Source organism: Micromonospora sp. CPCC 205558 (assembly GCF_036902955.1).
Classification (GTDB): domain Bacteria; phylum Actinomycetota; class Actinomycetes; order Mycobacteriales; family Micromonosporaceae; genus Micromonospora.
On the sequence record NZ_JBAKHR010000025.1, the window covers coordinates 62,737 to 89,190 of the forward strand.

Below are 26,454 nucleotides of genomic sequence, written 5' to 3' on the forward strand. Positions count from 1 at the left end.
AGCGGTCAGCCCAGCGCCTGCTCCAGATCGGCGAGTAGGTCGTCGACCGTCTCGATGCCGACAGACAGTCGCACGAGATCGCCGGGAACTTCAAGCGGCGAGCCGGCAGCACTTGCGTGTGTCATCCGCCCCGGGTGCTCGATCAGGGATTCCACGCCGCCCAGCGACTCGGCGAGCACGAAGAGCTTGGCCCGGTTGCAGATGTCCACGGCGTGCTCCTCCCCACCCGCGGCGCGGAAGGAGATCATGCCGCCGAACCGGCGCATCTGCTTGGCTGCCACCTCGTGACCGGGGTGCGAGGGCAGCCCCGGATAGATCACCTGGGCGACCTTGGCGTGCCCGTCGAGGTACCCGGCGAGCCGCTCGGCGTTGTCGCAGTGCCGGTCCATGCGTACCCCGAGGGTCTTGATGCCCCGCAGGGTGAGCCAGGCGTCGAACGGGCCGTTGATCGCGCCCATCGCGTTCTGGTGGTAGCGCAACTCCTCGCCGAGCCCGGCGTCGGCGACGACGAGCGCGCCACCGACCACGTCGGAGTGCCCACCGATGTACTTGGTGGTGGAGTGCACCACCACGTCCGCGCCGAAGGCGATCGGCTGCTGGAGGTACGGCGAGGCGAAGGTGTTGTCCACCACCAGCAGGGCGCCCGCGTCGTGCGCCACGGCGGCCAGGGCGGCGATGTCGGCGATGCCGAGCAACGGGTTGGTCGGCGTCTCCACCCAGACGATCTTCGTACGACCGGGCTGCACCGCCGCCCGGATCGCGGCCGGGTCAGAGACCTTGGCCGGGCTGAACTCCAGGCCCCAGCGCTGGGCGACCCGGGCGAAGAGCCGGTAGGTGCCGCCGTACGCGTCGTCCGGGATCACCACGTGGTCACCGGGCTGGCACACGGCCCGCAGCAGGGTGTCCTCCGCCGCCAGGCCGCTGGCGAAGGCCAGCGCCACCGGCCCGCCCTCCAGCGCCGCCAGGCACTCCTGGAGCGCGTCACGGGTCGGGTTGCCGGACCGGCTGTACTCATAGCCGAGGCGAGGTGCGCCGACGGCGTCCTGGGCGTACGTGCTGGTCTGGTAGATCGGTGGGATCACCGCGCCGGTGCGGGCCTCAGGGTCCTGACCGGCGTGGATGGCGAGCGTCTCGAAGCCGTGACTCATTCTGGTGAGGCTAGTGCCCCGCCGGCGCGGGCTGGCACGGAACCCGCGCTCCCGGGCGGAGGCCGGACCATCCGGCCCGGCCTCCGCCCGCGGATCGACGAAACGGCCGGTCAGGCGGCCGGGATCGGCAGGACGTGCAGGGTGGCCTGGTCGACGCCGGTCCAGTCGTAGGCGACCGCGTAGAGGCGGGCGCCGTTCGGCGACCAGGCCAGCGCGCCACTGCTGAGTTCGTCGCCGAGCTCGAAGCGGGCCAGCTCGGTGCCGTCCGGGGTGAAGACGAAGACGTCCGGGTCGTAGCTGGCGTCCGCGCCGCCGGCGATCCGGGTGCCGTCGCGGGAGACCTCGACAGCATTCGGGTACGCGCCCGTCGGGTAGGTCGCGGAGGGGGCGCTGATGTCGGCGAACGGGAACGCCTGCACCTCGTAGGGCGCCCCGGCGGCGGTGTAGAGGGTGGTGCCGGTCGGGTCGAGGGCGATGTCCCGCAGGTTGCTGCCCAGCACCGACCAGGCGTTCGTCCGCAGGGTGCTCAGGGTGCCCGCAGCGCCGATGCCGTACGCGTACACCGACGCCGGGCTCAACGACGGCTGTCCGGCGAGCAGCACCGCCCGGTTCTGGCTCGCTGCGGTGAGCAGCGGCGCGTCGTAGAAGTCCTGGTCGGCGACCTGGGTGGCCAGCCGGGCCGGCTGGCGGCCGAGGTCGATCTGGCCGATGTTGCCGCCCCACTGGTCGCAGCCGTAGCCGAACCACAGGTAACGGCCGGTCAACGCGAGCGACGACGGGCATTCGCCAGCACCGGTGTCGTACCGGGCCGACTCGATCAACGAGCCGGTGTCGAAGGCCGCGATGGCGTTGGCGGCGGGCAGCGCCACGTAGAGCGTCCGCCGGTCGGCACTGACCAGCAGGTCGGTGGGGCCGGGCAGGCCTGACAGGGTGCCGACCAGCGCGCCTGTCGCACTGGTCACCACGACGTCGGTCGACGAGCGACCACCGCTGACGAAGACCCGGTCACCGGCCGACACCACGTCGGCGACCGTCTTCAAGGGCAGTGGGGTCGCGGTCGGCGTGACAGCCGCCTGGGCGTGGCCCGGGACCGCGCCGACGAGCAGCCCGGCGGTCAGCGCCGCGAGCGCCGCTGTGAAGCCTCTTCTGATCTGCAAGGTTGGTCCTTTCGGAGCATCGGCGCGGACGCCGATGGCCGGGGTCGTCAGATCGCACCGAGGAGTCGGATCGTCGGTGCGACGGCATCCGCCGGGCGGCGGGCCACCGCGCCCGGCCGGCCGGGCGACGTCGTCGCCATGGCACGTCACCCCCGCGCTGATCCATTCACATGAATGGATAGCACAGTCAGGGCGCGTGCGGGGGCGCCGGATCCAGCCCGACCGTCGGCATAGCCTGGCCCGATGAGCGGTTGCGTGTTCTGCGGGATCGTGGCGGGCGAGGTGCCGGCGTTCCGGGTGGCCGACACCCCGGACGGGGTGGCGTTCCTGGACACCCGGCCGGTGTTCAAGGGGCATGTGCTGGTGGTGCCCCGGGTGCACCTGGTGACCCTGGCCGAGCTGCCGGCCGACCTGCTGCCCGGCTACTTCGCCATGGTCCAGCGGCTGGCGGTGGCGGTCGAGACCGCCCTGGGCGCCGGTGGGACGTTCGTGGCGCTGAACAACAAGGTGTCCCAATCGGTGCCTCACCTGCACACCCATGTGGTTCCGCGCACCAGGGGCGACGGGCTGCGTGGCTTCTTCTGGCCGCGCACCCGGTACGACGACGACACCGAGGCCCAGACGTACGCGGACCGGGTCGCGACGGGGCTCCCGGGTGGGCCTGAGCCACTGTCACACGGGTAAGGAAGCAGGACCCTCCGGTGTTGCACGCTGCGAGCGGTACGAGAGGAGATCCCCACCGTGTTTCTGCGCCGTATGAAGGCCGAGATGGTCACGCCCGACCAGGCCCTGCCGGGCCGCCCGATCGCCATGCCGGTCGCCGACCGCCACGAGGTGCTGGGTACGCCGTTGAAGGGCCCGTTCCCGGACGGCTTTCAGGTCGCGGTCTTCGGCATGGGCTGTTTCTGGGGCGCCGAGCGGCTGTTCTGGACGCTGCCCGGCGTCTACACCACCTCCGCCGGCTACGCGGGTGGCATCACCAAGAACCCGACGTACGAGGAGACGTGCTCCGGCCGGACCGGGCACGCCGAGGTCGTCCAGGTGGTGTACGACCCCAGCAAGATCAACTATGAGGATCTGCTGAAGGTCTTCTGGGAGAACCACGACCCGACCCAGGGCATGCGCCAGGGCAACGACGTGGGCACCCAGTACCGCTCGGCGATCTACACGACCACCGACGAGCAGCGGGCCATCGCCGAGTCGTCCCGGGACGCGTTCCAGCCGATCGTGACGCGGGCCGGCAAGGGTGAGATCACCACCGAGATCGCCCCGCTCGGCAGCTACTACTTCGCCGAGGACTACCACCAGCAGTACCTCGCGCCGACCAAGAACCCGAACGGGTACTGCAACCACGGCCCGAACGGGCTGAGCTGCCCGGTCGGCGTGGCCCGGGCCGGCGGCTGACCACGACACAGCGCCCCGAAGTGCTGTTCGGCATGGGACACGTCGACCCGACCTTCACCGGTCGAGGCACCGCTGGCTGGCCGCTGCTCACGCGTGATGCCCGGCGGTCGCGGGCATTCCCGTTCGGCCCTGTGATCGAAATCCGTTGCCGAGCCCGACGAGAACTCGATAACGTGGCCGTACACGTGAAAGGAGGTGGTCCAGACTTGTATAGCAATCGGACTCGTGAGGTGGCTGTCAGCTAGCCGCTGTCCTCGACAGTGATCGGCCTGCCGCGAGGCAGGCAAAAGCACCATCGTCGAGACCGTGTGGCAGCGGTGCGGCGAATCCACGACAGCCACCCGACCCCCGGGGTGCCGGCCAAGTCCAGCCGGCCCGCGCACATGCGCGGAGCGCCCCGGGGGTCGCTCCATATCCGCAGGAGTGGCGATGTCCATGCGCGAGCTGGTGGTGCTGGGGACGGCCAGCCAGGCGCCGACCCGTCAGCGCAACCACAACGGGTACGTGTTGCGCTGGGACGACGAGGTGATCCTCTTCGACCCGGGTGAGGGCAGCCAGCGTCAGCTCCTGCACACCACGGTCACCGCCACCGACCTGACCCGGATCTGCGTCACACACTTCCACGGCGATCACTGCCTCGGCCTGCCCGGCACCATCCAGCGACTCTCCCTGGACCGGGTGGCGCACCCGGTCGCCGTGCACTTCCCCGCCGGCGGGGCCGAATACTTCGCCCGGTTGCGGTACGCCACATCCTTCTACGAGACCGCCGAGCTGCAGGTCGAGCCCATCGAGGCCGACGGGCAGCGGATCGCCCTGCGCTGCGGCACGCTGGAGGCACGCCGGCTCCGGCACCCCATCGAGACGTACGGCTACCGGCTGATCGAGCCGGACGGGCACCGGATGCTGCCGGAGAAGCTGGCCGCGTACGGCATCGCCGGCCCGGCCGTCGGCGAGCTGATCCGCGTCGGGCACCTCGACCTCGACGGACGCCGCGTCACCCGCGACGAGGTGAGCGTGCCCCGGCACGGGCAGCGGTTCGCGTTCGTGATGGACACCGGCCTCTGCGACGGGGTCTACGCCCTCGCCGAGCACGCCGACCTGCTGGTCATCGAGTCGACCTTCCTGGAGTCGGAGGCCGCGCTCGCCGCCGAGGTCGGCCACCTGACCGCGGCGCAGGCCGCCCGGGTGGCGACCGAGTCCGGGGTACGCCGACTCGTGCTCACCCACTTCTCCCAGCGCTACCCCGACCCGCGCCGGTTCCACGACGAGGCCCGCGCGCACTTCGACGGTGAGCTGATCATCGCCGAGGATCTGACCACGGTGCAGCTTCCCCCACGCCGGGTAGCCTCGGCCGAATGACCATCACGCTCCGCCCCGCGACCGACGACGACCTGATGGCGGTGGGCGCCCTGCACCAGCGCTCCCGGGTCGCCGCGTACTCCGCATTCCTGCCGGCCGAGGCGCTGGCTGACCCGACACCGGAGGCGATGGGCCGGTACTGGGTCGAACGGTGGCTCTGGGAGCGGGACACCCACCGGATGACGGTGGCCGAGCGGGCCGGGGCGTTGGTCGGGTTCAGCCACCTGGGCCCGGACGACGAGGACGACCCGGCCACCGGGCTGCTCAACGCGATCCACCTCGACCCGGCCGAGCAGGGCCGAGGTGTCGGTCGCACCCTGATGGTGGACGCCCTGGACGCCATGCGTGCGCGGGGCTGGCGGCGTGCCGTGCTGTGGGTGCTTCAGGCCAACGCCCACGCCCGGTCCTTCTACGAGCGCGGCGGCTGGACCCCGACCGGCACGAAGCGCGAGGAGCACATCGGCACAACCCTCGCACCCCAACTCCGCTACACCCGCCCCCTCTAGCCCCACCCCACCCCGCCCCACCCCGCCCCCACCCCACCCCCACCCCCGCCCCCGCCCCCGCCCCCGCCGATCTTGCACTTTCTGTGGCGGCAAATGGGGTACAAGCCGCGTATGGCCGACAGAAAACGCAAGATCGGCGATGTGGGGCGTGGGGGGGGTCGGGGGGGACTTAGTGGGCGCCTAGGTGGGACAGGAGGTCCTGGCGGGTCAGGACGCCCTTGGGCTTGCCGTCGACCAGGACCAGCGCTGCGTCGGACTTCTCCAGCAGACCCACCGCCTCGCTGACCGGCTGACCCCCACCAATCATCGGCAGCGGGTCGCCCATGTGCCGCTCGATCGTGTCGTGCAGGTGGGCCTGACCGGTGAACAGCGCGTCGAGCAGATCCCGCTCGGCGATCGAGCCGGCGACCTCACCGGTCACCACGGGCGGCTCGGCCTTGAGCACCGGCAGCTGCGAGACGCCGTACTCGCGCATGTAGTCGATCGCGTCGCGGACGGTCTCGGTCGGGTGCACGTGCACCAGCTCGGGCAGCCCGCCCGGCTTGCTGGCCAGCGCGTCGGCCACCGTCGGCTCAGCGCCGGAGTTGTCGAGGAAGCCGTACCGGGCCATCCACGAGTCGTTGAAAATCTTGGAGAGGTAGCCCCGGCCGCCGTCGGGCAGCAGCACCACCACCACGTCGTCCGGGTCGGCCCGGCGGGCGACCTCCAGGGCGGCGACCACCGCCATCCCGCAGGAACCGCCGACCAGCAGCCCCTCCTCGCGGGCCAGTCGCCGGGTCATCTCGAAGGACGCCTTGTCGGAGACCTCCACGATCTCGTCGGCGACACCCCGGTCGTACGTCTCCGGCCAGAAGTCCTCGCCGACGCCCTCCACCAGGTACGGCCGGCCGGTGCCGCCGGAGTAGACCGAGCCCTCCGGGTCGGCTCCGACGACGCGCACCCGCCCGTCGGAGGCCTCCTTGAGGTAGCGGCCGATGCCGGAGATGGTGCCCCCGGTGCCGACTCCGGCCACGAAGTGGGTGAGCTCGCCGTCGGTCTGCTTCCACAGCTCCGGGCCGGTCGTCTCGTAGTGCGAACGCGGGTTGGCCGGGTTGCTGTACTGGTTGGGCTTCCAGGCGCCGGGGATCTCCCGGGTCAGCCGGTCGGAGACGTTGTAGTACGAGCGCGGGTCCTCCGGCGCGACGGCGGTCGGGCAGACCACCACCTCGGCGCCGTACGCCCGGAGCACGTCCTGCTTGTCCTGGCTGACCTTGTCGGGGCAGACGAACACACACCGGTAGCCCTTGAGCTGGGCCACCAGGGCCAGCCCGACACCCGTGTTGCCGCTGGTCGGCTCGACGATGGTGCCGCCGGGCTTGAGCAGGCCGGCGGCCTCGGCGTCCTCGACCATCCGCAGCGCGATCCGGTCCTTCACCGAGCCGCCTGGGTTGACGTACTCCACCTTGGCCAGCACGGTGGCCTGAATGCCCTCGGTGACGTTACGCAGACGCACCAGCGGGGTGTTTCCGATCATGTCGACGACGTTGTCGTAGTACTGCACGGTGTGCCCTTCGTTGCGGCGCCGACGGTGGCGACCGGGAAGACGATTCCTCGTCGCCCAGCGTACGTGTCGTCAGGGCACCAACCCCCCGGGGATGACCGAGCTGCGGCGGGCCTCCCACTCCAGGAAACGATCGGTCTCGGCGAGCACGCTGCCGGCCAACCACGTGACCATGACCGCGTCGTCGGCCAGCCCGAAGATCGCCAACGGGATCTCCGGGAGCAGGTCGATCGGCGAGACGATGTACGCCGTCGCCGCGGTCATCAGGGCCAGCCGAAGGCCACCGTCGTACTCCCCCTTGGCGGTGGCTCGGATCATCCGGGGCAACGCGGCCAACCGGGTGCCGATCGACGGCCCGCCGCGGGCTCCGGCCGCCAGCGCACGCGCCAGGGCCGTGAATGCCGCGCTGCGTTTCAGTGTCTTACCCATCGTCGCGCTCCTCTCCGCCGGATCAGCGTGGCGGGTCGGCGCAAGTCGGCCGGCCGCACCCCCTCAGGTACCCCGTCGCGTCGGTTTCCAGGCACTCGCGTGCCGTCACGACGACAGCGGGGTGTCGGGCCAGCGCGATAATGTCGCGGTATGGGGGTGGCAGATTCCGTCGTACCCGGTGGTGAACGCTGGCGGCAGGCCCGGCGGTTCGTCCGGCTGGCAGCCATCGGGACGGGCGCCACCGCGGCGGCCGTGGTGGCGACCGGCGGGGTGCTGCTCGGCCAGGCCCGCCAGGCTCGACGGACCATCCCGATGGCCGAGGCGCCGCCACCCCGCTGCGATGGGATGTACGGCGCGAAGTTCCCCGGTCCGGCGCTCACCATGGTGGTGCTCGGTGACTCGTCGGCCGCCGGCTACGGGGTGCATCGTCGGCGGGAGACGCCCGGAGCGCTGCTCGCCACCGGCCTGTCCCGTCGACTGCACCGGCCGGTGCGGTTGCACCGCTTCGCGGTGGTCGGCGCCATCTCGGCTGCGCTGCGCCACCAGGTGGAGGCCGCGCTGGAGTGCCGACCCGACATCGCGGTGATCCTCATCGGCGGCAACGACATCACCAACCGCACCCCGCGCGGCCTGGCGGTGCGCTACCTGGTCGAGGCGGTGCACACCCTGCGCGACGCCGGCTGCGAGGTGGTCGTCGGCACCTGCCCCGACCTGGGCGCGATCCGGCCGATCCAGCCACCTCTGCGCTGGCTGGCGCACCGCTGGAGCCGCCAACTCGCCGCCGCCCAGACGGTGGCCGTGGTCGAGGCGGGCGGCTGGACGGTCTCCCTCGGTGACCTGCTCGGCCCCCGCTTCGCGGCCGAGCCGACCCGGATGTTCGCCTGGGACCGGTTCCATCCCTCCGCCGAGGGGTACGCGATGGCCGCCGCCGCGCTCCTGCCGACGATGCTCTCCGCCCTCGGCGCGACCCCGGAACGACGGGCCACACCGACGCGCCGCGACGGCGTACGGTCGCTGCCGGAGGCCGCACAGGAGGCGGCTCGACACCCCGGCACGGAGGTCAGCGGCGTCCAGGTGCGGGGCCGCGACCGAGGGCCGGCCGGCCGGTGGGCGCAGCTGCGCCGACGGGCCTTCTTCGGTGTCGGCGCGGTGCCGCAGCATGGGTCCGCCTCGGACACCTCGACAGTGGAGGGACTGGCATGAACGAGCGCAGCGCGCGGAGCGTTACCTCCGGCCTCGCCGGCCGACTGGGTCGGGCGGCGGCGTTCTCGCTGCTCGCCGGCACCGTCGGGGGCGCCGCCGTGCTCGCCGGTGAGGCGTTCGTCGCCCGGCACCGACGCTACGCCCAACCGGAGCTCGGCCTGGCCCTGCGCGCCACGATCGGGCGGGCGGGCGCTCCTCCGCTGCGACTGGTGCTGCTCGGCGACTCGTCGGCGCTGGGTGTGGGGGTCGACCGTCTGGAGGACACCATCGGCGGGCAGTTGGCCAACCTGCTCGCCGAGGGCCCGACCGGCCGCCGGGTGCAGCTGTCCAGCGTCGGCGTCTCCGGGTCCCGCTCGACGGACCTCGCCACCCAGGTCGCCCGGGCCCTGCTCGGTGAGCGGCCCGACGTGGCATTGATCCTGATCGGCGCGAACGACGCCACCGGGCTGCGCCGGCCCTCCGACGCGTCCGCCTATCTCGGCGCGGCGGTGCACCGGCTGCGGGAGGCGCGCGTCGAGGTGGTGGTGGGGACCTGCCCCGACCTCGGCGCGGTACGGGCGATCGCGCCTCCGCTGCGCCAGGTGGTCGGCTGGTCCGGGCGACGGGTGGCCCGCGCGCAGACCACGGCCGTGTTGCAGGCGGGCGGGTCGGTGGTCGACCTGGGCACCGAAACCGGGCCGGTGTTCCGGGCCGACGCGGGGACGCTCTGCCCGGACGGCTTCCACCCCTCCGCCGATGGCTACCGGGTGTGGGCGCACGCGCTGCTGCCCGCCATCGTCGCCGCGGCGGCGGCGACGACCCGGCGCTAGATCGTCGCCGGCCACTGGTGACATTTCCCGCCGTGCCGGCTTCTTCCGTGCCAAGTTACCGGCGGGTTAACGTTGGTCCATGCCGATTGAGTCGTCCCGCGACGCCGTCATCGTCGCCACCGCCCGCTCCCCCATCGGCCGGGCGCACAAGGGGTCCCTGCGCGATGTCCGCTCCGACGACCTCGCCGCGACCATCGTCCAGGCCGCACTGGACAAGATCCCCGCACTCGATCCGACCACGATCGACGACCTCTACCTCGGGTGCGGCCTGCCCGGCGGCGAGCAGGGCTTCAACATGGCCCGGGTGGTGTCCACCCTCCTCGGTCTGGACACTGTCCCCGGTGCCACGCTGACCCGTTACTGCGCGTCCTCGTTGCAGACCACCCGGATGGCGATGCACGCGATCCGGGCCGGCGAGGGCGACGTGTTCGTCTCCGCGGGTGTGGAGATGGTCTCCCGCTACGCCCGGGGCAGCTCCGACGGGCTGCCACCCGAGGCACAGGCCCTGGTCGGCGGTGGCTGGGAGAACCCGCGTTTCGAGTCGGCCCGCGAGCGCTCGAAGCGCCGCGCGCAGGGCGGCGCCGACGTGTGGACCGACCCGCGCGAGGCCGGTGAGCTGCCCGACATCTACCTGACCATGGGGCAGACCGCGGAGAACCTGGCCCAGGTGTACGACGTCACCCGCGCCGACATGGACGAGTTCGGCGTACGCAGCCAGAACCTCGCCGAGAAGGCCATCGCCGACGGTTTCTGGGCCCGGGAGATCACCCCGGTCACCACGCCGGACGGCACCGTGGTGAGCACCGACGACGGGCCCCGGGCCGGCGTCACCCTCGACGCGGTCGCCGGCCTGAAGCCGGTGTTCCGCCCGGACGGTCGGATCACCGCCGGCAACTGCTGCCCGCTCAACGACGGCGCGGCCGCCGTGGTGGTGATGAGCGCCCAGCGGGCCGAGGAGCTCGGGCTCACCCCGCTGGCCCGGATCGTCTCGACCGGTGTGACCGGCCTGTCGCCGGAGATCATGGGTCTCGGACCGGTCGAGGCGTCCCGGCAGGCGCTGCGCCGCGCCGGTATGACAATCGACGACGTCGACCTCGTCGAGATCAACGAAGCCTTCGCCGCGCAGGTCATCCCCTCCTACCGCCAGTTGGGCATCCCGGAGGAGAAGCTGAACGTGATGGGTGGGGCCATCGCCGTCGGGCACCCGTTCGGCATGACCGGCGCGCGGATCACCGGCACCCTGCTCAACGCACTGGAGTGGCACGACAAGACCATCGGTCTGGAAACCATGTGCGTGGGCGGTGGCCAGGGCATGGCCATGGTGCTCGAACGGCTCAGCTGAGCCGAGCCGCCCTCAGAGCGCGCTGCGGGTCGCCGTCACCTCGGCGGCGGCCCGGGTCAGCGCCTCGGCCCCCGGGTCGGCGGCCAGCAGGTCCGCCGTGACCACCCGCAGCTGGTCGGGCAGGGCCAGGTCGTTGTCGAGCCGGGGCACCACCCGCCGGGGCTCCCCCTCGGCGTCGGCGGCGAGGTTGGCGATCTCCTGCACCAGGCGGTGCACGAGATCGGCGCGGGACACGTTGCCGGCCGTCGCGACCGCCGCCCACCGCGGCTGCTGCCAGTGCGCGATCTGACGGACCAACAACTGCACGGCTTTGGCCAACTCCGCTGCGCTCATCGCCGCGAGTCTACGGCCGACAGCGGACCGCGCCGGGCCGGGCCGGTCAGCGGCGTAGGTAACTGAGCAGCCGCAGCAGCTGCCAGTAGAGAAAGACCAACCCGGTGAGCAGGCCGAACGCGCTCAGCCACGCGTACCGACGGGCTCGGCCGTCGCGCACCGATCGCTCGACGAGATCGAAGTCGAGGATGAAGCTGAACGCCCCGGCGATGATGGCCACCACCGAGAAGGCGTACGGCAGCCAGCCGACCTCCCCGCTGACGCTGTAGACCGCCAGGCCCGGCCGCCCGGTGATCAGGTACGACACCAGGTTGACCACGCTGAGCACGGCGATGCCGAGCACGGTGCCGATCACCAGGCGGGCCAGCCGGGGCGTCGCCCGGATCACCCGCGCCCGGTACAGCGCCGCCATGCCGAGAAAGACGCCGAAGGTGCCGGCCACCGCCTGCACCACGATGCCCGGATAGACCTGCTCGAAGGTGCGGCTCGCCACCCCGAGCAGCAGGCCCTGAAGGATGGCGTAGCCGACGATCGGCACCGGGTTGGTGATCCCCCGCAACGAGATGACCAGGACCAGCGCGATCGAGGCGAGCGCGCTGCCGGCCAGCGCGGCGCCCAGCCACACGGCGTCGGGGATCACCGCCCAGGACACCGCCGCGGTAGCGCCGGTCACGAGCAGCAACCCGACGGTACGGACCACCACGTCGTCGACGGTCATCGGCTCGACGTCCCGCGACCCGAGCACCCGGGCCTCCACCCGGCCGGTCTCGTCCAGCCGGTTGAGCACCGGGTTGTTGCTGCGCACCGCCGCCTCCTTCGCCCCCGTACCCCAGGGCAGGTGTCCTCGCAGTCACTCTGCCCCGGGCGGACCGGCGGCGGCGGGCAAACGGCGCGGACGACGGCGCCCGCCCCCACCGGAGTGGGGACGGGCGCCGGTCGGCAGTGCGGACGAGGTCAGTCGTCGCCCTGGAAGTAGCTCAGCAGGCGCAGGATCTCGATGTAGAGCCAGACCAGGCTGACCAGGATGCCGAACGCGGCCACCCAGGAGTAGCGCTGCGGCAGGCCCATCCGGACGCCGTCCTCGATCTCCTTGAAGCTGAGCACGAAGCTCAGCGAGGCCACCACGATGCAGACCAGGCTGAAGCCGATGGCCAGCTTGCTCCCGTCGCGCAGGCCGGTGTTGACGCCGAACAGGGCCAGCACCAGGTTGATCATCATGACCGCGAAGAGGCCGGTCATCACCGCGATCATGCCCTTGACGAAGGCCGGGGTGGCCCGGATGACCTTCGCCTTGTAGAGCATCGCCATCAGGAAGAAGATGCCGAAGCTGGCTGCGGCGGCCTGGAGCACGATGCCGTCGTAGCGCGTCTCGAACGCCTTGCTGACCATGCCGACGAAGACACCCTCGACGACCGCGTACGCGATCACGAGCGCCGGGTTGGCCATCCGGGAGAACGAGATGATCAAGCCGAGGACCAGGCCGACCACCGCCGCGCCGATCCAGGCTGTACCGACCAGCGCGTCAGGCACGAGCACCCAGGCGGCCGCGGCGGTGATGCCGAGGATGCCGAGCAGAGCGACCGTCTTGACGACGACGTCGTCGACGGTCATCGGCGCCACGGTCGGCGGCGCGGCCGGGTAACCGGCCTGGGACGGGTACTGCTGGGGAATGCCGGGCTGTCCGTACGGCCCGGCCGGGGCGTACCCGGCGGAGCGCTCCCGCTCGGCCGCCTGGCCGAGCCGGGCGAGCACCGGGTTCGAGGTCTTCACTGTCTGGCCTCCCTCAGGGGGTCGTTTGCACGTGAACGTGCCCTCCAAGAGTAAACGGCACAGCCAAGTCCTGGAGATCACGAATGAGGAATGGGTGATTCGACCGGTGCCCGGGGCGGGGGTCGAACCCGCACGCCTTTCGGCAGCCGCTTTTAAGGCGGCCGTGTCTGCCTTTCCACCACCCGGGCGGGTGGCACCGGCGCGCCGACACGCCTGGTGCAGTGTCACCGTAGCCGGTCTGCGGCAACCCGGCGTACCCCGTCGGCCTGGCCACATTAGGGTCGATGCCGTGAGCAGCGCAGCCCCCACGGCCCCCGACGCCGCCCCTGAGCAGGCATTCCGCCTCGCCGATCAGGTCAACCGCCGACCTCGGGCCACCCGGCTGCTGGCCGCCGTCCGCCGCCACCGGGCGGACCTCCTGGCCGCTCTGGTCTTCGCGGTGCTGGCCGGCTGGCTCACCCACGGGCTGTGGCCCGACCCGGGCGGGCGCACCCTGGCGCTCAACCCGGAGGACCAGGCCCTCTACGAGTGGTTCCTGGCGGTGGACGCCCGCGCGCTGCTCGGCGACTTCGACCTGCTCACCGACCGGCTCAACGCCCCCGACGGGGTCAACCTGATGGCCAACACGACGGTGATCGCACTCGGCGTCCTCTTCGCGCCGGTCACCCTGTTGCTGGGCGCACCGGTCACCTTCGCGCTGCTCGCCGCCGCCAACCTCGCCGGCACCGCACTCGCCTGGTACCTGCTGTTCCACCGGACGCTGCGCGCCCGCCGGGTGGCCGCCGCACTCGGCGGCGGGCTGTGCGGATTCGGGCCCGGCATGGTCTCGCAGACCAACAGCCACCTGCACATGACCGCCCAGTGGCTGGTGCCGGTGATCGTCTGGCTGGTGGTCCGGCTGCTGCGGGCCTCCGACCCGGGGCCGCCTGTGACAGCCGACGAGGCCGGCCGTACCCGAACCACCGGGTCGGACCGTCGGCGGCTGTTCACCTCCGCGGCGGGGCTGGCCGGCGCGGTCACCGCGCAGGTCTTCATCGGCGAGGAGGTGCTCTTCCTCGCCGCGATCACGTTGCTGGTGATGACGATCAGCTACGCCGTCGCGGACCGGGACCTGGCCCGCCGGGCGCTCCCCGGGTTCGCCGGCGGGTTGGCCATCGCCGCCGGGCTCGCCCTGCTGGTTCTGGCCTATCCGCTGTGGTTCCAGTTCGCCGGGCCGCAGGGAGTCGCCGACGGGATGTTCACCCCGGCCTACTTCTCCGCCGACCTGAGCAGTTGGTGGAACCTCTCCCCGCTGTCGGTCGCCGGCAGCGACGAATCAGCCCGACTGACCACCGGCCCGGCCGAGTACAACACGTTCCTCGGCTGGCCACTGCTGCTGGTCGCCGCGGTCTGCGCGACCTGGGCGGGGCGACGCCGGCTGGTCTTCGCCTGCGTTGTGGCGGGCCTGGTCATGGGGGCGCTCTCGCTCGGCCCGGAGGTGGTGCTCGGCGGCACCAAGACGGCGATCCCCGGTCCGTACGCCCTGATCGGAGCGCTGCCGGTGGTGGACGGGGCGTTGCCGATGCGGTTCGCGCTGGCGCTGTTGCCGATCGTCGCGACGCTGCTGGTGCTCGCGGTCGACCGGGCGCTGCGCAGCTCCGGTCGGGCCCGACGGCTGGTGCCACTGGCCGTCGGCATGGCGCTGCTGCCGATCTTCCCGACTCCCCTGCCGACCACCGGACGACCGGCAGTGCCGGAATTCATCACCGGCGGCCACTGGCGGCAGTGCGTACCGCCGGGCGGGGTGCTGGTCCCGGTGCCGCTGCCCACCCCGAAGGAGCCCTGGCCGATGCGCTGGGCGACAGCCGCCGACGCCGGTTTCGGGTTGCCGGAAGGCTTCTTCATCGGCCCGTACGGGAGGGGCGACACCGCGGCGATGGGCACCTTCAAGCAGCCCACCTCCGCGCTACTGGCGGATGTCGCCCGGCGCGGCGACCAGCCGGCCATCGCCGATGAGCAGCGCCGCCAGGCCGCCCGCGACGCGGACTTCTGGAATGCCTCCTGCGTGGCGTTGGCCGACGATGCCCCCCACGTCGAAAGCCTGCGCGCCACCCTGGAGCAGCTCTACGGCCCCGCCACCCGAGTAGCCGACGCCTGGACCTGGCGCGTCCATCCGGGCCCCTAGCCCACCCAAAACCCCGCCGATCTTGCACTTTCTGTCCGGACAAGACGCGCCAGAAGGCGCATTACGGCATCCGGAAGTGCAAGATCGGCGGGGTCAGTGGGGGCTGGGTCAGACTCGGGGCGCGCCTACGGGCTGGGACGCCTCGACGAACTCCTCGCGCGGGTCGTGCAACTGGCCCAGGGCGACCACCTCACGCTTGAGGAAGAACGCCAACGACCAGTCCACCACCACACGGATCTTGCGGTTGAACGACGGGATCCGGCTCATGTGGTACGTGCGGTGCATCACCCAGGCCGGCCAACCGGTCATCTTGATTCCGTACACCTGGGCCACGCCCTTGTGCAGACCGAGGCTCGCGACGCTGCCGGCGTGCTTGTGCTTGTAGTCCACCGGCTCGCGACCCCGGATCACGGCCACGATGTTGTCGGCCATCCGGGCGGCCTGGCGCACCGCGTGCTGAGCGCTCGGCGAGCAGAAGTTGCCCGGCTCCTTGGTCAGGTCCGGCACAGCGGAGCAGTCACCGGCGCTCCAGGCACCCTCGACCACCTGGTCACCGTCGACCACCTGGAGCGTGGGCAGGCAGGTGATCCGCCGACGGTCGTCGCGCGGGAAGTCGGTCGCGTCCAGCATCGGCGACGGCTTCACACCTGCCGTCCAGACGATCGTGTCGGAGCGGAAGCTGTCACCGTCGGAGAGCTTGACCACCCCGTCGACGCAGGACTCGAGCCGGGTGTCCAGCCGGATGTCCATGTTCCGCTTCAGCAGCTGCTGCACGGTGTAGGCACCCATGTCCCGGTCGACCTCGGGCAGCACCCGCTGGGTGGCCTCGACCAGCACCCAGCGAACCTCGTCCTGCTTGAGCTCCGGGTAGTAGCGCAGGGCGTCGCGAGCCATGTCCTCCATCTCGGCGAGCGCCTCGATGCCGGCGTACCCACCGCCGACGAAGGTGAAGGTCAGCGCCGAACGGCGGACGTCCGGATCCGGCGTGGCGGCCGCCACATCGAGCCGATCCAGCACGTGGTTGCGCAGGTAGATCGCCTCGCCGATGGTCTTGAACCCGATGCCCTGCTCGTGCAGGCCGGGGATCGGCAGGGTGCGGGAGACCGACCCCGGGGCCACGATCACGTGGTCGTAGGTGATCTCCCGGGCCGGGCCGCTGATCGGCTGCACGGTGGCCACCTTGCGGTCGTGCTCGATCCGCGTGACCGTGCCGGCCACCATCTTGCACCGACGCAACTCTCGCCGCAGCGGCACCACGGAGTGCCGCGGGGAGATGTTGCCCGCCGCCGCCTCGGGCAGGAACGGCTGATAGGTCATGTGTGGTTGGGGGTCCACCACCATGACCTCAGCCTCACGGGAGCTGAGCTTCTTCGACAGGCGCAGGGCGGCGTACAGACCGACGTGCCCGGCACCAACCACAAGGATCCGCTTCGGATTCACGTTGTCTATCTTTCCCCGGCCGGCTCAGGTAATCCCGCTCGCGCCCCCCATCTGTGACGGAGCACAACCCATGTGACCTGCGTAACCCTCAAATCGCAGCCGTCACCGACGCCGCAACAGCCAGCCGAGCAACGCTGCCGTCCCCACCGCCACCAGCAGCCCCAGCACGGTGACCCACTGGTATCCGGCTCCCCCACCCGTCCCCGCCGCCTGCAACAACAGCACGCCGAGCACGGCGGCACCCAGCAGCACGGCGGCCGACCGCAACAACCAGCGGGTGATCAACTCGGGGTCGACCACCGCGTCGTAGGGCAACAGCGCAGCCAGCGCGCAGAGGGTGTGACCCAGATAGAGCAGAGCCGCGACGGCGAGCAGCCGCCAGAGGGCGACCGGGCGGCCGTACCCGTCAGTGGCGACCAGCCAACCGCCGACCGTGACCAACGCCGTGAAGGTCGCCCAGAGCCGACGCGGCCCGAACGCGGGCAACAACGCGGCGAACGCCAGGAAGAAGGCCGGCCGGCCGGAAAGCACCTCCGCCGGAAACGCCAGGACGAACCCGGCAAGCACGATGACGAAGATCGAGGCCCGGACCAGCAGCGGGGCCACGCTGATCCGGGCGACGGCGTTCTGCGCCGCCCGAACCCGCCCGGTGACGGCGCTCACCTGCGCCGCCCTTCGTTCGCGACTGCGGGGCTCGCAAGCTCACTCCTCGCGCTCACCGGCCACCCACCCTTGGGGCCGTTGCCAAGCGCGCCACATCCCGCAGCACCTGGTCCAGGCTGCCGGCGCCGGCCCAGCGCACCACAGGTACGCCGTGCTCCCGGAGCTGCCCGATCATGATCTCCCGATCCAGGCGCCACAACCGGTACGCCACTTCGGCCCAACCCCGGTCCTTCGGTGACACCAGGTCGGTCGGCAAGGTGTCGACGGCCACCACGAACCGCCCGCCGCGGGCCAACCGGGCGAGCATCTGCGCCGACCGTTCGTCCAGCAGCGGGGTGAGCACCACCACCAACGCGTCCGAGGAGAGCAACTGCGGGCCAAAGACCTGGTCGTACGGCTCGTGCGCGGACGCGTGGACCCGGACGTCGAGCAGCCACTCCAGGACGGTCAGGTACTGCCGCCGCCCGGCGGCCGGCCGGAGCCGGCGAGCGGCCGGCCCGTACTCCAGCAGGGAGACCCGGTCGCCACGGTGCAGGTAGTGCTCGGCGATCGCGGCGGTGGCCCGGACGGTGGTGTCCAGCACCGAGGCGGCGCCGTCCACCCCGCCGGAGCGGCCCGCCTCGGCGAGCACGTCGAGCAGCACCACCACCTCCGCGTCCCGGTCGGAGAGGGTGGAGGCCACGTGCAGCTGCCGGGCCCGCAACGAGACCCGCCAGTCGATCCGGCGCAGCCGGTCCCCGGGGGCGAAGACGCGTACGCCGGCCAACTCGCCGCCCTCTCCCGGTCGGCGGGAGTGGTGCGCCCCGACCAGGCCGGCGGCGCGGGGCATCGCCTCCACCGCGTCGAACGGCTCGGTACGCGGGTACACCCGCACCCGGACCGGCTCGGTGATCACCGCCCGGGAGACCAGCAGGCCGCCCGCCGTGGCGACCCGGGCACCGGCGGGGCCAATCGGGTGCCGGCCCCAGCGCAGGGCCTTCCCGGCCAACTGAAGGTCCACCGCGGCACCCACCGGCACCGAGGCCACGAACGGTCGATCCGCGACGGACCGGCCTCCACTCCTGCCCGGAGCTGTCAACCCGGTCGCCGGGACGGCGCTCCGCTCCCCGTCGTCAGCAGCCTCGTCGCTGGCGAAGCCGGCCCGGTCGATTCGCAACCACGGCGACACCCGGGACCGCATCACCACCAGGTCGTAGTCGACCGTGTCCGGGTTCCCGACGCTCACCGCCGCCGCCACGTCACGGCCCTCGACCAGCGGCCCGCCGTCGCCCTGGGTGATCCACACCTGGGGCAGCGCCGTGGGCCGTCGACGCAGCGCGTACGCGGTGCCCAGCGCGAACGGGGCGGCCAGCACGATCAGGTCCACCCGGCCCAGCAGCACGCCGGCCACCAGTAGCAGGCCGGCGAGCAGCACCGCGCGGCCCAGCGCCGGGGTGGGCGCCCAGCCGGCGGCCGGTTCCGCTTCGGTGGCGCTCGGCACGGTCGGTTCGGTCATCAGTGCCGGGGCCCGCCGGCGGCGTAGCTGGGCAGGGCGCCACTGGCCGGGGCGGGGGTGGCCTCCAGCACCTCGCCCACCACGAACGCCGGATCGACCCGGCGCAACCACATCTCCGGGCGCAGGGTGATCCGGTGCGCCAGGGCGGGTGCCGCCACCGACTTGACGTCCTCCGGCACCACGTAGTCCCGGCCGCCGAACACCGCGCGGACCCGGGCCAGCAGCAGCAACGCCAGCGAACCGCGAGGTGAGGCGCCGACCAGGACCGACGGGTGCTCCCGGGTGGCTGCGGTGAGCGACACGATGTAGCGGCCGATGGAGTCCTCCACCACCACGTCCTCCAGGGAGGCCTGCATGGCCCGCAAGGTGGCGGCGTCGACCACCGGCTTGATGTCCGCCTCCTCCCGGCGACGGCTCATCCGGCGACGCAGCACCTCCCATTCCTCTTCGTGCTGCGGGTAACCGAACGAGACCCGCAGCAGGAACCGGTCCAGCTGCGCCTCGGGTAGCGGGTAGGTGCCCTCGTACTCGATGGGGTTGGCGGTGGCCAGCACGTGGAACGGCTCGTCCAGTTTGTAGGTCACGCCCTCCACCGACACCTGCTTCTCCTGCATCGCCTCCAGCAGCGCGGACTGGGTCTTTGGCGGCGTCCGGTTGATCTCGTCGGCGAGGAGCAGGTTGGTGAAGACCGGGCCGGCGCGGAAGGTGAAGTCGCCGTTGCGCTGGTCGTACAGGAAGGAACCGGTGACGTCGGCGGGAAGCAGGTCGGGGGTGAACTGCAACCGCCGGAAGTCCAACCCGAGCGCCTGGGCGAACGAGCGGGCGGTGAGCGTCTTACCGAGCCCCGGCAGATCCTCCAGGAGCACGTGCCCGCCCGCGAGGATGCCGGCGAGGACCAGTTCCAACGCGTCCCGTTTGCCGACCACCACGGTGCCGACCGCGTCCAGGACCGCCCGAGCCAGGTGCCCGACCTCGGCGGGGGCAATGCTCCGGTCCACGTCGTTCATCAAATACTCTCCAGTTCGGCGACGATCACCGCGAGGTCGCGCGGCGACGGGGTGCGGCGAGGCGGGGTCTCCAGAAACGTCCACAGGCGATCACCCAGCAGGGCGCGAGCGCGGGCGGGATCCGACTCACGGGTCACGCCGTGTTTCAGCCGCATCCGCTCGTCGGCCAGCTCACCGATCCGGGGCAGAACCGTCCCGGTGAACCGTTCGGGTCGGTTGGAGGACCAGTCGAGCGGCCATTCCCACCGGTTGATGGCGCTTCGCAGCGCGTCCCGGGCAGCCCAGTTGTAGCTGCCGTCCTCTTCGCCCGTGCCGGCCCGACCACCAGCGGGCGGTGGGGGCGGTGGCGCGAGCAGGGCGGTGACCCGGCGCACCGCCAGCACGGCGAGCACGCCGGCGATCAGTACGGGCAGCGAGACCTGGAGGCCCACCGCGCGGAGGCCGACGAGCAGGACCGCGACCAGCGCGGCGGCCCACGCCAGCGAGCGCAACACCGGGCGCCACCGGGAGTCACGTGCCCGTGGACCGGCCGGCGCCCCCTCCTCCTCGAACGCGAGCAGATCGTCGATGCTGGTGCTGCTCATGAGGTCACCGCCGCCGTCAGTTCTCCACGCAACCGGACAAGCGCGGCGCGGGCCTGGTCCCGGGTGCGTTCGTTGACCGGGTGGGTGGCGTACCGGGCCTCCCGGTAGACGTACGCGAACTCGGCCAGCACGTCGGTGCTGACGATGGCCGGCACGCCCGCCGCCGGGTCGCCCTGCAACAGCCTGCTGACCAGGTCGGTGGGGGTGTCACCGGTGAGCCTCGGGACGCCTGCCGCGGCGGCGGTCTCCTCCAGGCGCACCCAGCAGGCGATCACCGCCACCCGAGGGTCGGTGTCCCGGTCGTCGAGCTCCACCAGGCCCGCGTCGAGGGCGGCGACGACCTCGCGGGCGGTGCCCTCGGCGGTACAACGGGCCCGTTGCGCCGGTAGTGCCCGGGTGGTGCGGCGCAGCGCGCCGCGGACCAGGATCCAGCAGAGGTAGCCGAGCGCGGCGAGGATGGCCAGCCCGAGCAGGACTACCGCCACCGTGCCGACCCACTGCGGAATGTGCGCCTGGGTGGCCTCGCCCGCGTCGCGTGGCTCGATCGGGATGGACGGTGACGGCTCGACGGTCGGGTACTCGGGAACCCAGGGCACGTTCTCCGCGGCCGGCGGGATCCGGCTGGCTCCGATCGACGAGTGAGCGGACGCCAGTGCGGCACCGGCGAGCAGGACGGCGACCGCGCCGACCGGCCACCACCGGCGGAGTAGGCCGAGCACCGGACGCAGCACCGGCTCGGCGAACGGTGCCGGCGTGGGCGGGCGGGTTCCGTCTGTCATCGCCACCACCCCACGCGTCGTCTCAGCCCACCCCGGCCAGCTGTTTAGCCTGGCCGAAGACGTCGTCCAACATCCCTGGTGTCAACCGCCCGGTGAAGGTGTTCTGCTGACTGACGTGGTAGCAGCCCAGCAAGTCCGGAGCGTCCGTGCCGGACCAGTGTGCCCCATGACCGAACGCCGGTCGCGGGCTGGGCGGGCGCTGCCCGTACACCGCACGGAGCACCGGCCACCACGCGGCCCAGGCGAACGCGCCCAGCGCGACCACGACCCGCAGCGTGGGCCGGATCAGCGCGACCTCACGGTGCAGCCATGGTGCGCAGTTGTCCCGTTCCGCCGGGGTGGGCTTGTTGTCCGGAGGTGCACACCGGACGGCCGAGAAGATCCGCAGATCCCGCAGGGTGAGCCCGTCGTCGGCGGCGACGCTGGTCGGCTGGTTGGCCAGCCCGGCCCGGTGCAGCGCGGCGAACAGCACGTCACCCGACCGGTCACCGGTGAAGATCCGGCCGGTGCGGTTGCCACCGTGCGCGGCGGGCGCCAGCCCGAGGATGGCGATCCGCGCGTCACCGGTGCCGAAGCCCGGCACCGGCCGACCCCAGTACTCCTGGTCGCGGAAGGCGGCCCGGCGGGTGCGGGCGACCTCCTCCCGCCACTGGACCAGCCGTGGGCAGGCGAAACAGTCGCTCACCGCCGCGTCGAGGTCGGCCAGGTCGGTCGCCCGCGCTGCGCGGGCGACCACCTGTTCGGGGGTACGCGTCTCAGCCAAGCTTGGCCCGGAAGAGTTCCAGGGTGCGAGCCCAGGCGCTGGCGGCGGCGCGCTGGTCGAACGCCTCCGGCCGGTCGTCGTTGAAGAAGGCGTGCGAGGTGCCCGGGTAGTCGTAGAGGTGGCAGTCGCCGCCGGCCTCCTCGATGGCCCGACGGGCGGTCTGTACGCCCTCGTCGGCCGAGGTGCCGTCCTCTTCGGAGCAGTGGATGACCGCCGCCTTGCCGGCGTAGTCGGCCCACTGGGGGCTCATCGACGCCCAGGGCAGCACGGGATAGAAACCGGCGGTGGCGACGATCCGCTCGGAGATGGTGGCCGACCAGAGGGCCAGGCTGCCACCGGCGCAGAAGCCCACGGCACCGACCTTACCGGTGACCTCGGGCCGCCCGGCGAGATAGTCGGCCGCTCCGGCGATGTCCTTCGCCGCCTCGTCCATCCGCATTGCCAGCAGGAGCCGCTGTGCCTCGTCCGGCTCGCTGGTCGTCTCACCGTGGTAGAAGTCCGGGGCGAGGGCCACGAACCCGGCCTCGGCGAACCGGTCCGCCACCGACCGGATGTGCGGGACCAGACCCCACCATTCCTGAATGACGATGACGGCGGGGCTGGCCGTGCCGCTGGCGGGTATCGCGAGATACCCCTCGCTCGTGCCCCCGTTGCTGCGGTAGCTCACCATTTCGCCCATGGGCCGTCCTCCTAGCGGTCAGTCATCGTTGGCTGGTCGCCCAGTGGTCCTACGTGCCGGTAGCCTGCCACGCCGCGCGGCCGTCGGGAAGACGCCGGAACAGTGGCATTCACCTCCTGTTCGCCAGCCGGTGACTCCGGGTACGCCGACGGCGGCGGGGTCTCTCCCGCCGCCGTCGATACCGGTCTACCGCTCCGGTCAGACCTTCTTGGTCAGGCAGAGCACGTAGCCCGTCTTGCCCGGCTCGATGCTGGAGAAGATGTACCCCTCCTCGCCCTCCTTGAAGAACTCGTTGCAGGTGGTGTCGGCCTTGGCCTGAGCCTCGCTCTGCCCGTTCACCCGACCCACCACGTTGTACGCCGCGTCGGTGGAGGTGCACTCGACGACCTTGGCGCCGTCGACCTCCTCCTGCTCGGTGCCGGTGACCTCGGGCAGCTCGGCGATGCAGTCGCCGGCCTTGGCGTCGGCGGTCTCGTCCTTGTTGAAGTAGTTGCCGATCGCCGAGGCGACGCCGAACTTCAGGCCGGCGATCACGACGATCGCGAGGACCGCACCGACGATGCCGAGGGCCTTCTTGGCACCGGACTTCTCCGCCTTCGGCTCGGCCGGCTGCGGCTCGGCCGCTTGTGGCGACTCGACGGCTGGCTGCTGCGGCGCGGCCGCTTGTGGCGTCTCGACGGCCGGCTCAGGGGTTGCGGCGTCGGGCGCGGGGGGCGGTGCGACCTGCTCTGACACGGGGGTTCCTTCCGAGGGGTTGATGAGCAGACGACACCGTAACGATCATTGATTTCCGGTGCCGTCCCGCTCACCTCGTCCGTTCAGCTATTTCCCAGCTTCCACCACATGATCCAGTTCACATCCTGGTTCAACGGGTCGGGGTGGGGGTTGGCGTCCCGCTCGGTGGCAGGCCGGTGGGCGTGCCGGTCGGCAGCGGTGTGCCGGTCGGGTCCGCCGTGCCGGTCGGGTCCGCCGTACCGCTCGGGTCGGCCGTGCCGGTCGGGTCCGGTGACGCGGGCGGGAGGGGCGCGCCCGGCGCGCGGGGCACGAAGGGCGCCTGCTCCGGGCAGTACGGGTACGCCCGCAGGATCGGCTTGTCGTAGACCTCTTCCGCGCAGTCCGGGTAGCCGAGCCGGATCGGGTTGCCGTTCTGGTCGAAGAGGCGGGCGTTCTCCACCAGGCGACCCTCGCTGTCGTAGACGAAGACGTCCCGGATCCGGTCGTACGGGCTGTCGACAGAGGTCTGGTCGTAGCCGTAGTCGCCGTAGCTCATCCGGTCCTCGGCCTGGATCAACGCGGTGAACGCGAAGACCACCAGCACCGCGCTGCCGACCTGCACCGCCGAGCGCGGCCAGCGGGTCAGCTGGGCCGAACTACGACCGATCCAGATGGAGCCGAGCACGAAGCCGATCAGCATGATCAGGCCGGCGAGCAGCTCACCACCGAACCTCGGCAGCAGCCCGAACTCGCCACCGGTGGTGATCACCGTGACCAGCATCGCCGCCAGGTAGCCGCGCAGCACCCACCAGGCCGGGCGCAGCAGTCGGAGGAAGTCACTGGCCGTCGCGTACCCCAGGGGTGGGCCGAGCCGGGTGTCGAGCGTGCGCAGCCTGCCGCGGGCCCGGACCATCGCGCTCGCCACCCGCTGGTCGAGGTTGCGCCCGCTGCCCGGCGCGGCACCGGCTGCGGCGCGCAGCTCGGCGGCGTACGTCTCGGGCTCACCCAACCGCTCGACGAGGGTGCCCTCGGACTCGGCGGCGACCTCGGCGAGGTGGTCGGCCAGGTCCTCGGTCAGCTCGTCGCGCTGCCCGGCGGGCAGGTCGGCCAGAGCGGCGCGGACCCGCGCCACATAGTCGGTGATCTCCTGCTCCGCGACGGTCATGCCGCCATCCCCCGATCGTCGAGCAGACTGTCCATGGTGGTGGCGAACGAGCGCCAGAGCTTGCCGGAGCGGGTCAGCTGGTCACGCCCCGCGGCGTTGAGTGAGTAGTACTTGCGGTGCGGCCCGGATTCGCTCGGCACGACATACGTGGTGAGCAGGCCGGCGGCGAAGAGGCGGCGCAGCGTCCCGTAGACCGAGGCGTCGCCGACCTCCTCCAGGCCGGCCTCGCGCAACCGGCGCAGGATGTCGTAACCGTAGCCGTCCTCCTCTCGGAGCACGGCCAGGACGGCCATGTCGAGCACGCCCTTCAGCAACTGTGTGGTGTCCACGCATTGCACACTACTGCGCAATGCGTAATAGCGTCAACGAACTCGGCCCGACACGCCGATGATCCCTACCCCGCCGATCTCGTGTCGATTCCCGCAAAGGGCTCGCCACCAGCCATCAGCACTCACTCTCGCCCCGACGCGCGAACTCCTCGAGAGAGACGTTCTGCTGCACTTCCTCGCCGTCGACGATGTCGCTGAACAGCACCGATCCGGGCGCCAGGTCGATCAGTTCAGCGAGGCGGAAGGAGACCCGGTGCGTGGTGAAGCTGTTGTCATCGGCGACCGCGTACATCGCAAAGACAACGTCAGACGCGACGGCCGGCTCCGGCGGGAAACCATCGAGGGGCACGGTGGCGGGCGACGTCGCGGTACGCGGCACCGCGAACCTCAGCCCCGGATAGGTCAGCGTCGACATCGCCGGGACCGACGGGGTTGGTGACGCCGTCTCCCGGTTGCGGAAGAGCAGCAGGACCTCCGGTGGCTGGTCCGCGCACCAGGCCACTGCCGCGAACGGACGGCCGGCGCTGTCGACAGTCAGCCCGGTGATGCCCTTCCTCTCGGGCGAGCATCCGGTCAGTCCACCGACCAGGAACGCCGCCACGGCCAGCAGGCCGACCGCCCGGCGCGTCGTCGAATTTGCGTACGGGGCCATTCACCCACGGTCACAGCTCGTCGTCTGCTTACGGCCTCGGACCGGTCACGGTTCGACCACTATCAGTACGCCACCTACTGGAGGCTCCAGGCGATGCCGTCGAGAATGTCGTGCTCCGAGGCGACCACCGACGGCATTCCGGCCCGCTCCATGATCACGCGAAGCACCAGCGCTCCCGCACCGATCACGTCGGCCCGGCCCGGGTGCATAACCGGGTTCGCCAACCGCTGCTCGCGGGTCTGACCCAGCAGCTCAGCGGTAACCCGGGCGACCTCCTCGTACGACACCCGGGCGTGGTGGATGCGCTCCGGGTCGTACTCGCGCAGGCCCTGCGCGAGCGCGACCACTGTGGTGACCGACCCGGCGAGGCCGACCAGGGTGGCCGCCTCACGACCGGGCACCACGGCGAGCGCCCGGTCCACCACCGCCGCGATGTCGGCCTGCGCGGCCGCGACCTGCTCGGGTGTCGGCGGGTCACCGGGCAGGTGCCGCTCGGTCATCCGGACGCAGCCGATGTCCACCGAGATCGCCGACCGCACCCCGGCGGCCCGGTCACCGACCACGAACTCGGTGGAACCGCCACCGATGTCGACGACGAGGACCGGCTCCTTCGCGTCGGCGGGCAGCCCGCGCACCGCGCCGGTGAACGACAGCCGTGCCTCCTCGTCCCCGCTGACCACCTCGGGCGCCACGCCGAGGGTGGCCTGCACCATCTCGGTGAAGTCGGCGGCGTTGGCGGCATCGCGGGAGGCCGAGGTGGCGCACATGCGCACCCGCTGGGCACCCAGCTTCTCGATGTCGGCGGCGTACGACGCCAACGCCACCCTGGTCCGCTCGATCGCCTCCGGCGCCAGTCGGCCGGTGCGGTCAACACCCTGCCCCAGCCGGACGATCTCCATCCGCCGGGTCAGATCGACGAGCGGCGCCTGCGGCCCGGCCGAGGCGTCCGGCAGGTCGGCCACCAGCAGTCGGATCGAGTTGGTCCCGCAGTCGATGGCCGCCACACGCGTCGTCACGGCA

At 71.8% G+C, this 26,454-nt stretch carries 27 protein-coding genes, 1 tRNA gene and 1 pseudogene; 8 read left to right on the forward strand and 21 right to left on the reverse strand.

Features of this window, described 5'->3' with window-relative positions:
- Positions 1-5: 5 nt before the first annotated feature.
- Together V6U86_RS24825 and V6U86_RS24830 are read right to left on the reverse strand one after the other, a co-directional pair.
- Positions 6-1,148 carry a cystathionine gamma-synthase gene (locus V6U86_RS24825; RefSeq protein WP_334507036.1) on the reverse strand — a complete coding sequence of 381 codons (1,143 nt, stop codon included), beginning with the start codon at positions 1,146-1,148 and terminating at the stop codon, positions 6-8.
- Between the two features lie 110 nt (positions 1,149-1,258).
- Positions 1,259-2,305 (reverse strand): YncE family protein, encoded by a 1,047-nt coding sequence (locus tag V6U86_RS24830; protein WP_334507038.1) that lies wholly within the window; start codon positions 2,303-2,305, stop codon positions 1,259-1,261.
- Between the two features lie 243 nt (positions 2,306-2,548).
- Here V6U86_RS24830 and V6U86_RS24835 point away from each other — a divergent pair, with 243 nt between their 5' ends.
- The 4 genes from V6U86_RS24835 to V6U86_RS24850 all read left to right on the forward strand — a co-directional run bounded on the left by V6U86_RS24835 (position 2,549) and on the right by V6U86_RS24850 (position 5,574).
- The gene (locus V6U86_RS24835; protein ID WP_334507040.1) at positions 2,549-2,989 is read left to right on the forward strand and encodes an HIT family protein; all 441 of its coding nucleotides are present in this window, start codon (positions 2,549-2,551) and stop codon (positions 2,987-2,989) included.
- Between the two features lie 57 nt (positions 2,990-3,046).
- Positions 3,047-3,709: a peptide-methionine (S)-S-oxide reductase MsrA gene (msrA, locus tag V6U86_RS24840; RefSeq protein WP_334507042.1), complete on the forward strand. Its 663-nt coding sequence runs from the start codon at positions 3,047-3,049 to the stop codon at positions 3,707-3,709.
- 429 nt (positions 3,710-4,138) lie between these two features.
- Positions 4,139-5,068, forward strand: a complete 930-nt coding sequence (locus V6U86_RS24845) for a ribonuclease Z (protein ID WP_334507044.1) — start codon at positions 4,139-4,141, stop codon at positions 5,066-5,068.
- A complete protein-coding gene (locus V6U86_RS24850) occupies positions 5,065-5,574 on the forward strand; it encodes a GNAT family N-acetyltransferase (RefSeq protein WP_334507046.1) in 510 nt (169 codons plus the stop codon). Before V6U86_RS24845 ends, V6U86_RS24850 begins: the two co-directional genes overlap by 4 nt.
- 169 nt (positions 5,575-5,743) lie before the next feature.
- On the opposite strand, the gene V6U86_RS24855 is transcribed toward V6U86_RS24850, so the two are convergent.
- Together V6U86_RS24855 and V6U86_RS24860 are read right to left on the reverse strand one after the other, a co-directional pair.
- Positions 5,744-7,114: a cystathionine beta-synthase gene (locus V6U86_RS24855; protein WP_334507048.1), complete on the reverse strand. Its 1,371-nt coding sequence runs from the start codon at positions 7,112-7,114 to the stop codon at positions 5,744-5,746.
- Between the two features lie 72 nt (positions 7,115-7,186).
- Positions 7,187-7,543, reverse strand: coding sequence for a YkvA family protein (locus V6U86_RS24860; RefSeq protein ID WP_334507050.1), 357 nt, complete (start codon positions 7,541-7,543; stop codon positions 7,187-7,189).
- 150 nt (positions 7,544-7,693) lie between these two features.
- On the opposite strand from V6U86_RS24860, the pseudogene V6U86_RS24865 reads away from it, so the two are divergent.
- The 3 genes and pseudogenes from V6U86_RS24865 to V6U86_RS24875 form a co-directional block, all read left to right on the forward strand.
- Positions 7,694-8,757: pseudogene (locus tag V6U86_RS24865) on the forward strand (SGNH/GDSL hydrolase family protein); the annotation flags it as partial.
- Positions 8,743-9,555: an SGNH/GDSL hydrolase family protein gene (locus tag V6U86_RS24870; RefSeq protein ID WP_334507054.1), complete on the forward strand. Its 813-nt coding sequence runs from the start codon at positions 8,743-8,745 to the stop codon at positions 9,553-9,555. The pseudogene V6U86_RS24865 and the gene V6U86_RS24870, both read left to right, overlap by 15 nt.
- 79 nt (positions 9,556-9,634) lie before the next feature.
- Positions 9,635-10,897: an acetyl-CoA C-acetyltransferase gene (locus V6U86_RS24875; RefSeq protein ID WP_334507056.1), complete on the forward strand. Its 1,263-nt coding sequence runs from the start codon at positions 9,635-9,637 to the stop codon at positions 10,895-10,897.
- A 12-nt stretch (positions 10,898-10,909) separates the two neighbouring features.
- Here V6U86_RS24875 and V6U86_RS24880 read toward each other — a convergent pair whose 3' ends face one another.
- The 4 genes from V6U86_RS24880 to V6U86_RS24895 form a co-directional block, all read right to left on the reverse strand.
- Positions 10,910-11,230, reverse strand: coding sequence for a hypothetical protein (locus tag V6U86_RS24880; RefSeq protein WP_334507058.1), 321 nt, complete (start codon positions 11,228-11,230; stop codon positions 10,910-10,912).
- A 46-nt stretch (positions 11,231-11,276) separates the two neighbouring features.
- On the reverse strand, positions 11,277-12,035 hold the full coding sequence (locus V6U86_RS24885; RefSeq protein WP_334507060.1) for a Bax inhibitor-1/YccA family protein: 759 nt from the start codon (positions 12,033-12,035) through the stop codon (positions 11,277-11,279).
- 149 nt (positions 12,036-12,184) lie between these two features.
- Positions 12,185-13,000 (reverse strand): Bax inhibitor-1/YccA family protein, encoded by an 816-nt coding sequence (locus V6U86_RS24890; protein ID WP_334507062.1) that lies wholly within the window; start codon positions 12,998-13,000, stop codon positions 12,185-12,187.
- A gap of 107 nt (positions 13,001-13,107) precedes the next feature.
- A tRNA-Leu gene (locus tag V6U86_RS24895) sits at positions 13,108-13,188 on the reverse strand.
- 101 nt (positions 13,189-13,289) lie between these two features.
- On the opposite strand from V6U86_RS24895, the gene V6U86_RS24900 reads away from it, so the two are divergent.
- Positions 13,290-15,164 carry a hypothetical protein gene (locus V6U86_RS24900; RefSeq protein WP_334507064.1) on the forward strand — a complete coding sequence of 625 codons (1,875 nt, stop codon included), beginning with the start codon at positions 13,290-13,292 and terminating at the stop codon, positions 15,162-15,164.
- Between the two features lie 108 nt (positions 15,165-15,272).
- On the opposite strand, the gene V6U86_RS24905 is transcribed toward V6U86_RS24900, so the two are convergent.
- The 13 genes from V6U86_RS24905 to V6U86_RS24965 form a co-directional block, all read right to left on the reverse strand.
- Positions 15,273-16,604, reverse strand: a complete 1,332-nt coding sequence (locus V6U86_RS24905) for an NAD(P)/FAD-dependent oxidoreductase (RefSeq protein ID WP_334507066.1) — start codon at positions 16,602-16,604, stop codon at positions 15,273-15,275.
- Between the two features lie 102 nt (positions 16,605-16,706).
- Positions 16,707-17,267 carry a hypothetical protein gene (locus V6U86_RS24910; RefSeq protein ID WP_334507068.1) on the reverse strand — a complete coding sequence of 187 codons (561 nt, stop codon included), beginning with the start codon at positions 17,265-17,267 and terminating at the stop codon, positions 16,707-16,709.
- A gap of 52 nt (positions 17,268-17,319) precedes the next feature.
- Positions 17,320-18,762 (reverse strand): DUF58 domain-containing protein, encoded by a 1,443-nt coding sequence (locus V6U86_RS24915; protein ID WP_334507070.1) that lies wholly within the window; start codon positions 18,760-18,762, stop codon positions 17,320-17,322.
- Positions 18,762-19,769 carry an AAA family ATPase gene (locus V6U86_RS24920; RefSeq protein WP_334507072.1) on the reverse strand — a complete coding sequence of 336 codons (1,008 nt, stop codon included), beginning with the start codon at positions 19,767-19,769 and terminating at the stop codon, positions 18,762-18,764. Before V6U86_RS24920 ends, V6U86_RS24915 begins: the two co-directional genes overlap by 1 nt.
- Positions 19,769-20,353: a hypothetical protein gene (locus tag V6U86_RS24925; RefSeq protein ID WP_334507074.1), complete on the reverse strand. Its 585-nt coding sequence runs from the start codon at positions 20,351-20,353 to the stop codon at positions 19,769-19,771. Before V6U86_RS24925 ends, V6U86_RS24920 begins: the two co-directional genes overlap by 1 nt.
- The gene (locus V6U86_RS24930; protein ID WP_334507076.1) at positions 20,350-21,132 is read right to left on the reverse strand and encodes a DUF4129 domain-containing protein; all 783 of its coding nucleotides are present in this window, start codon (positions 21,130-21,132) and stop codon (positions 20,350-20,352) included. The genes V6U86_RS24925 and V6U86_RS24930 overlap by 4 nt, the downstream gene beginning before the upstream one ends.
- A 22-nt stretch (positions 21,133-21,154) precedes the next feature.
- A complete protein-coding gene (locus V6U86_RS24935) occupies positions 21,155-21,895 on the reverse strand; it encodes a uracil-DNA glycosylase (protein ID WP_442935007.1) in 741 nt (246 codons plus the stop codon).
- Positions 21,888-22,574: a dienelactone hydrolase family protein gene (locus V6U86_RS24940; RefSeq protein WP_334507078.1), complete on the reverse strand. Its 687-nt coding sequence runs from the start codon at positions 22,572-22,574 to the stop codon at positions 21,888-21,890. The genes V6U86_RS24935 and V6U86_RS24940 overlap by 8 nt, the downstream gene beginning before the upstream one ends.
- Before the next feature lie 198 nt (positions 22,575-22,772).
- A complete protein-coding gene (locus V6U86_RS24945; protein WP_334507080.1) occupies positions 22,773-23,309 on the reverse strand; it encodes an LppU/SCO3897 family protein in 537 nt (178 codons plus the stop codon).
- Positions 23,310-23,439: 130 nt separating this feature from the next.
- Positions 23,440-24,453 carry an HAAS signaling domain-containing protein gene (locus tag V6U86_RS24950; protein WP_334507082.1) on the reverse strand — a complete coding sequence of 338 codons (1,014 nt, stop codon included), beginning with the start codon at positions 24,451-24,453 and terminating at the stop codon, positions 23,440-23,442.
- Positions 24,450-24,782, reverse strand: a complete 333-nt coding sequence (locus V6U86_RS24955) for a PadR family transcriptional regulator (protein ID WP_030328782.1) — start codon at positions 24,780-24,782, stop codon at positions 24,450-24,452. The genes V6U86_RS24950 and V6U86_RS24955 overlap by 4 nt, the downstream gene beginning before the upstream one ends.
- Before the next feature lie 115 nt (positions 24,783-24,897).
- The gene (locus tag V6U86_RS24960) at positions 24,898-25,434 is read right to left on the reverse strand and encodes a hypothetical protein (RefSeq protein WP_334507085.1); all 537 of its coding nucleotides are present in this window, start codon (positions 25,432-25,434) and stop codon (positions 24,898-24,900) included.
- A 74-nt stretch (positions 25,435-25,508) separates the two neighbouring features.
- A complete protein-coding gene (locus V6U86_RS24965; protein WP_334507164.1) occupies positions 25,509-26,438 on the reverse strand; it encodes a Ppx/GppA phosphatase family protein in 930 nt (309 codons plus the stop codon).
- Positions 26,439-26,454: the final 16 nt, after the last annotated feature.

Coding starts and splice junctions, on each gene's coding strand:
- V6U86_RS24825 (WP_334507036.1), bottom strand. CDS start 1,148: ATGAGTCACGGCTTCGAGACGCTCGCCATCCACGCCGGTCAGGACCCT.
- V6U86_RS24835 (WP_334507040.1), top strand. CDS start 2,549: ATGAGCGGTTGCGTGTTCTGCGGGATCGTGGCGGGCGAGGTGCCGGCG.
- V6U86_RS24845 (WP_334507044.1), top strand. CDS start 4,139: ATGTCCATGCGCGAGCTGGTGGTGCTGGGGACGGCCAGCCAGGCGCCG.
- V6U86_RS24850 (WP_334507046.1), top strand. CDS start 5,065: ATGACCATCACGCTCCGCCCCGCGACCGACGACGACCTGATGGCGGTG.
- V6U86_RS24860 (WP_334507050.1), bottom strand. CDS start 7,543: ATGGGTAAGACACTGAAACGCAGCGCGGCATTCACGGCCCTGGCGCGT.
- V6U86_RS24870 (WP_334507054.1), top strand. CDS start 8,743: ATGAACGAGCGCAGCGCGCGGAGCGTTACCTCCGGCCTCGCCGGCCGA.
- V6U86_RS24875 (WP_334507056.1), top strand. CDS start 9,635: ATGCCGATTGAGTCGTCCCGCGACGCCGTCATCGTCGCCACCGCCCGC.
- V6U86_RS24880 (WP_334507058.1), bottom strand. CDS start 11,230: ATGAGCGCAGCGGAGTTGGCCAAAGCCGTGCAGTTGTTGGTCCGTCAG.
- V6U86_RS24915 (WP_334507070.1), bottom strand. CDS start 18,762: ATGACCGAACCGACCGTGCCGAGCGCCACCGAAGCGGAACCGGCCGCC.
- V6U86_RS24920 (WP_334507072.1), bottom strand. CDS start 19,769: ATGAACGACGTGGACCGGAGCATTGCCCCCGCCGAGGTCGGGCACCTG.
- V6U86_RS24925 (WP_334507074.1), bottom strand. CDS start 20,353: ATGAGCAGCACCAGCATCGACGATCTGCTCGCGTTCGAGGAGGAGGGG.
- V6U86_RS24930 (WP_334507076.1), bottom strand. CDS start 21,132: ATGACAGACGGAACCCGCCCGCCCACGCCGGCACCGTTCGCCGAGCCG.
- V6U86_RS24940 (WP_334507078.1), bottom strand. CDS start 22,574: ATGGGCGAAATGGTGAGCTACCGCAGCAACGGGGGCACGAGCGAGGGG.
- V6U86_RS24950 (WP_334507082.1), bottom strand. CDS start 24,453: ATGACCGTCGCGGAGCAGGAGATCACCGACTATGTGGCGCGGGTCCGC.
- V6U86_RS24960 (WP_334507085.1), bottom strand. CDS start 25,434: ATGGCCCCGTACGCAAATTCGACGACGCGCCGGGCGGTCGGCCTGCTG.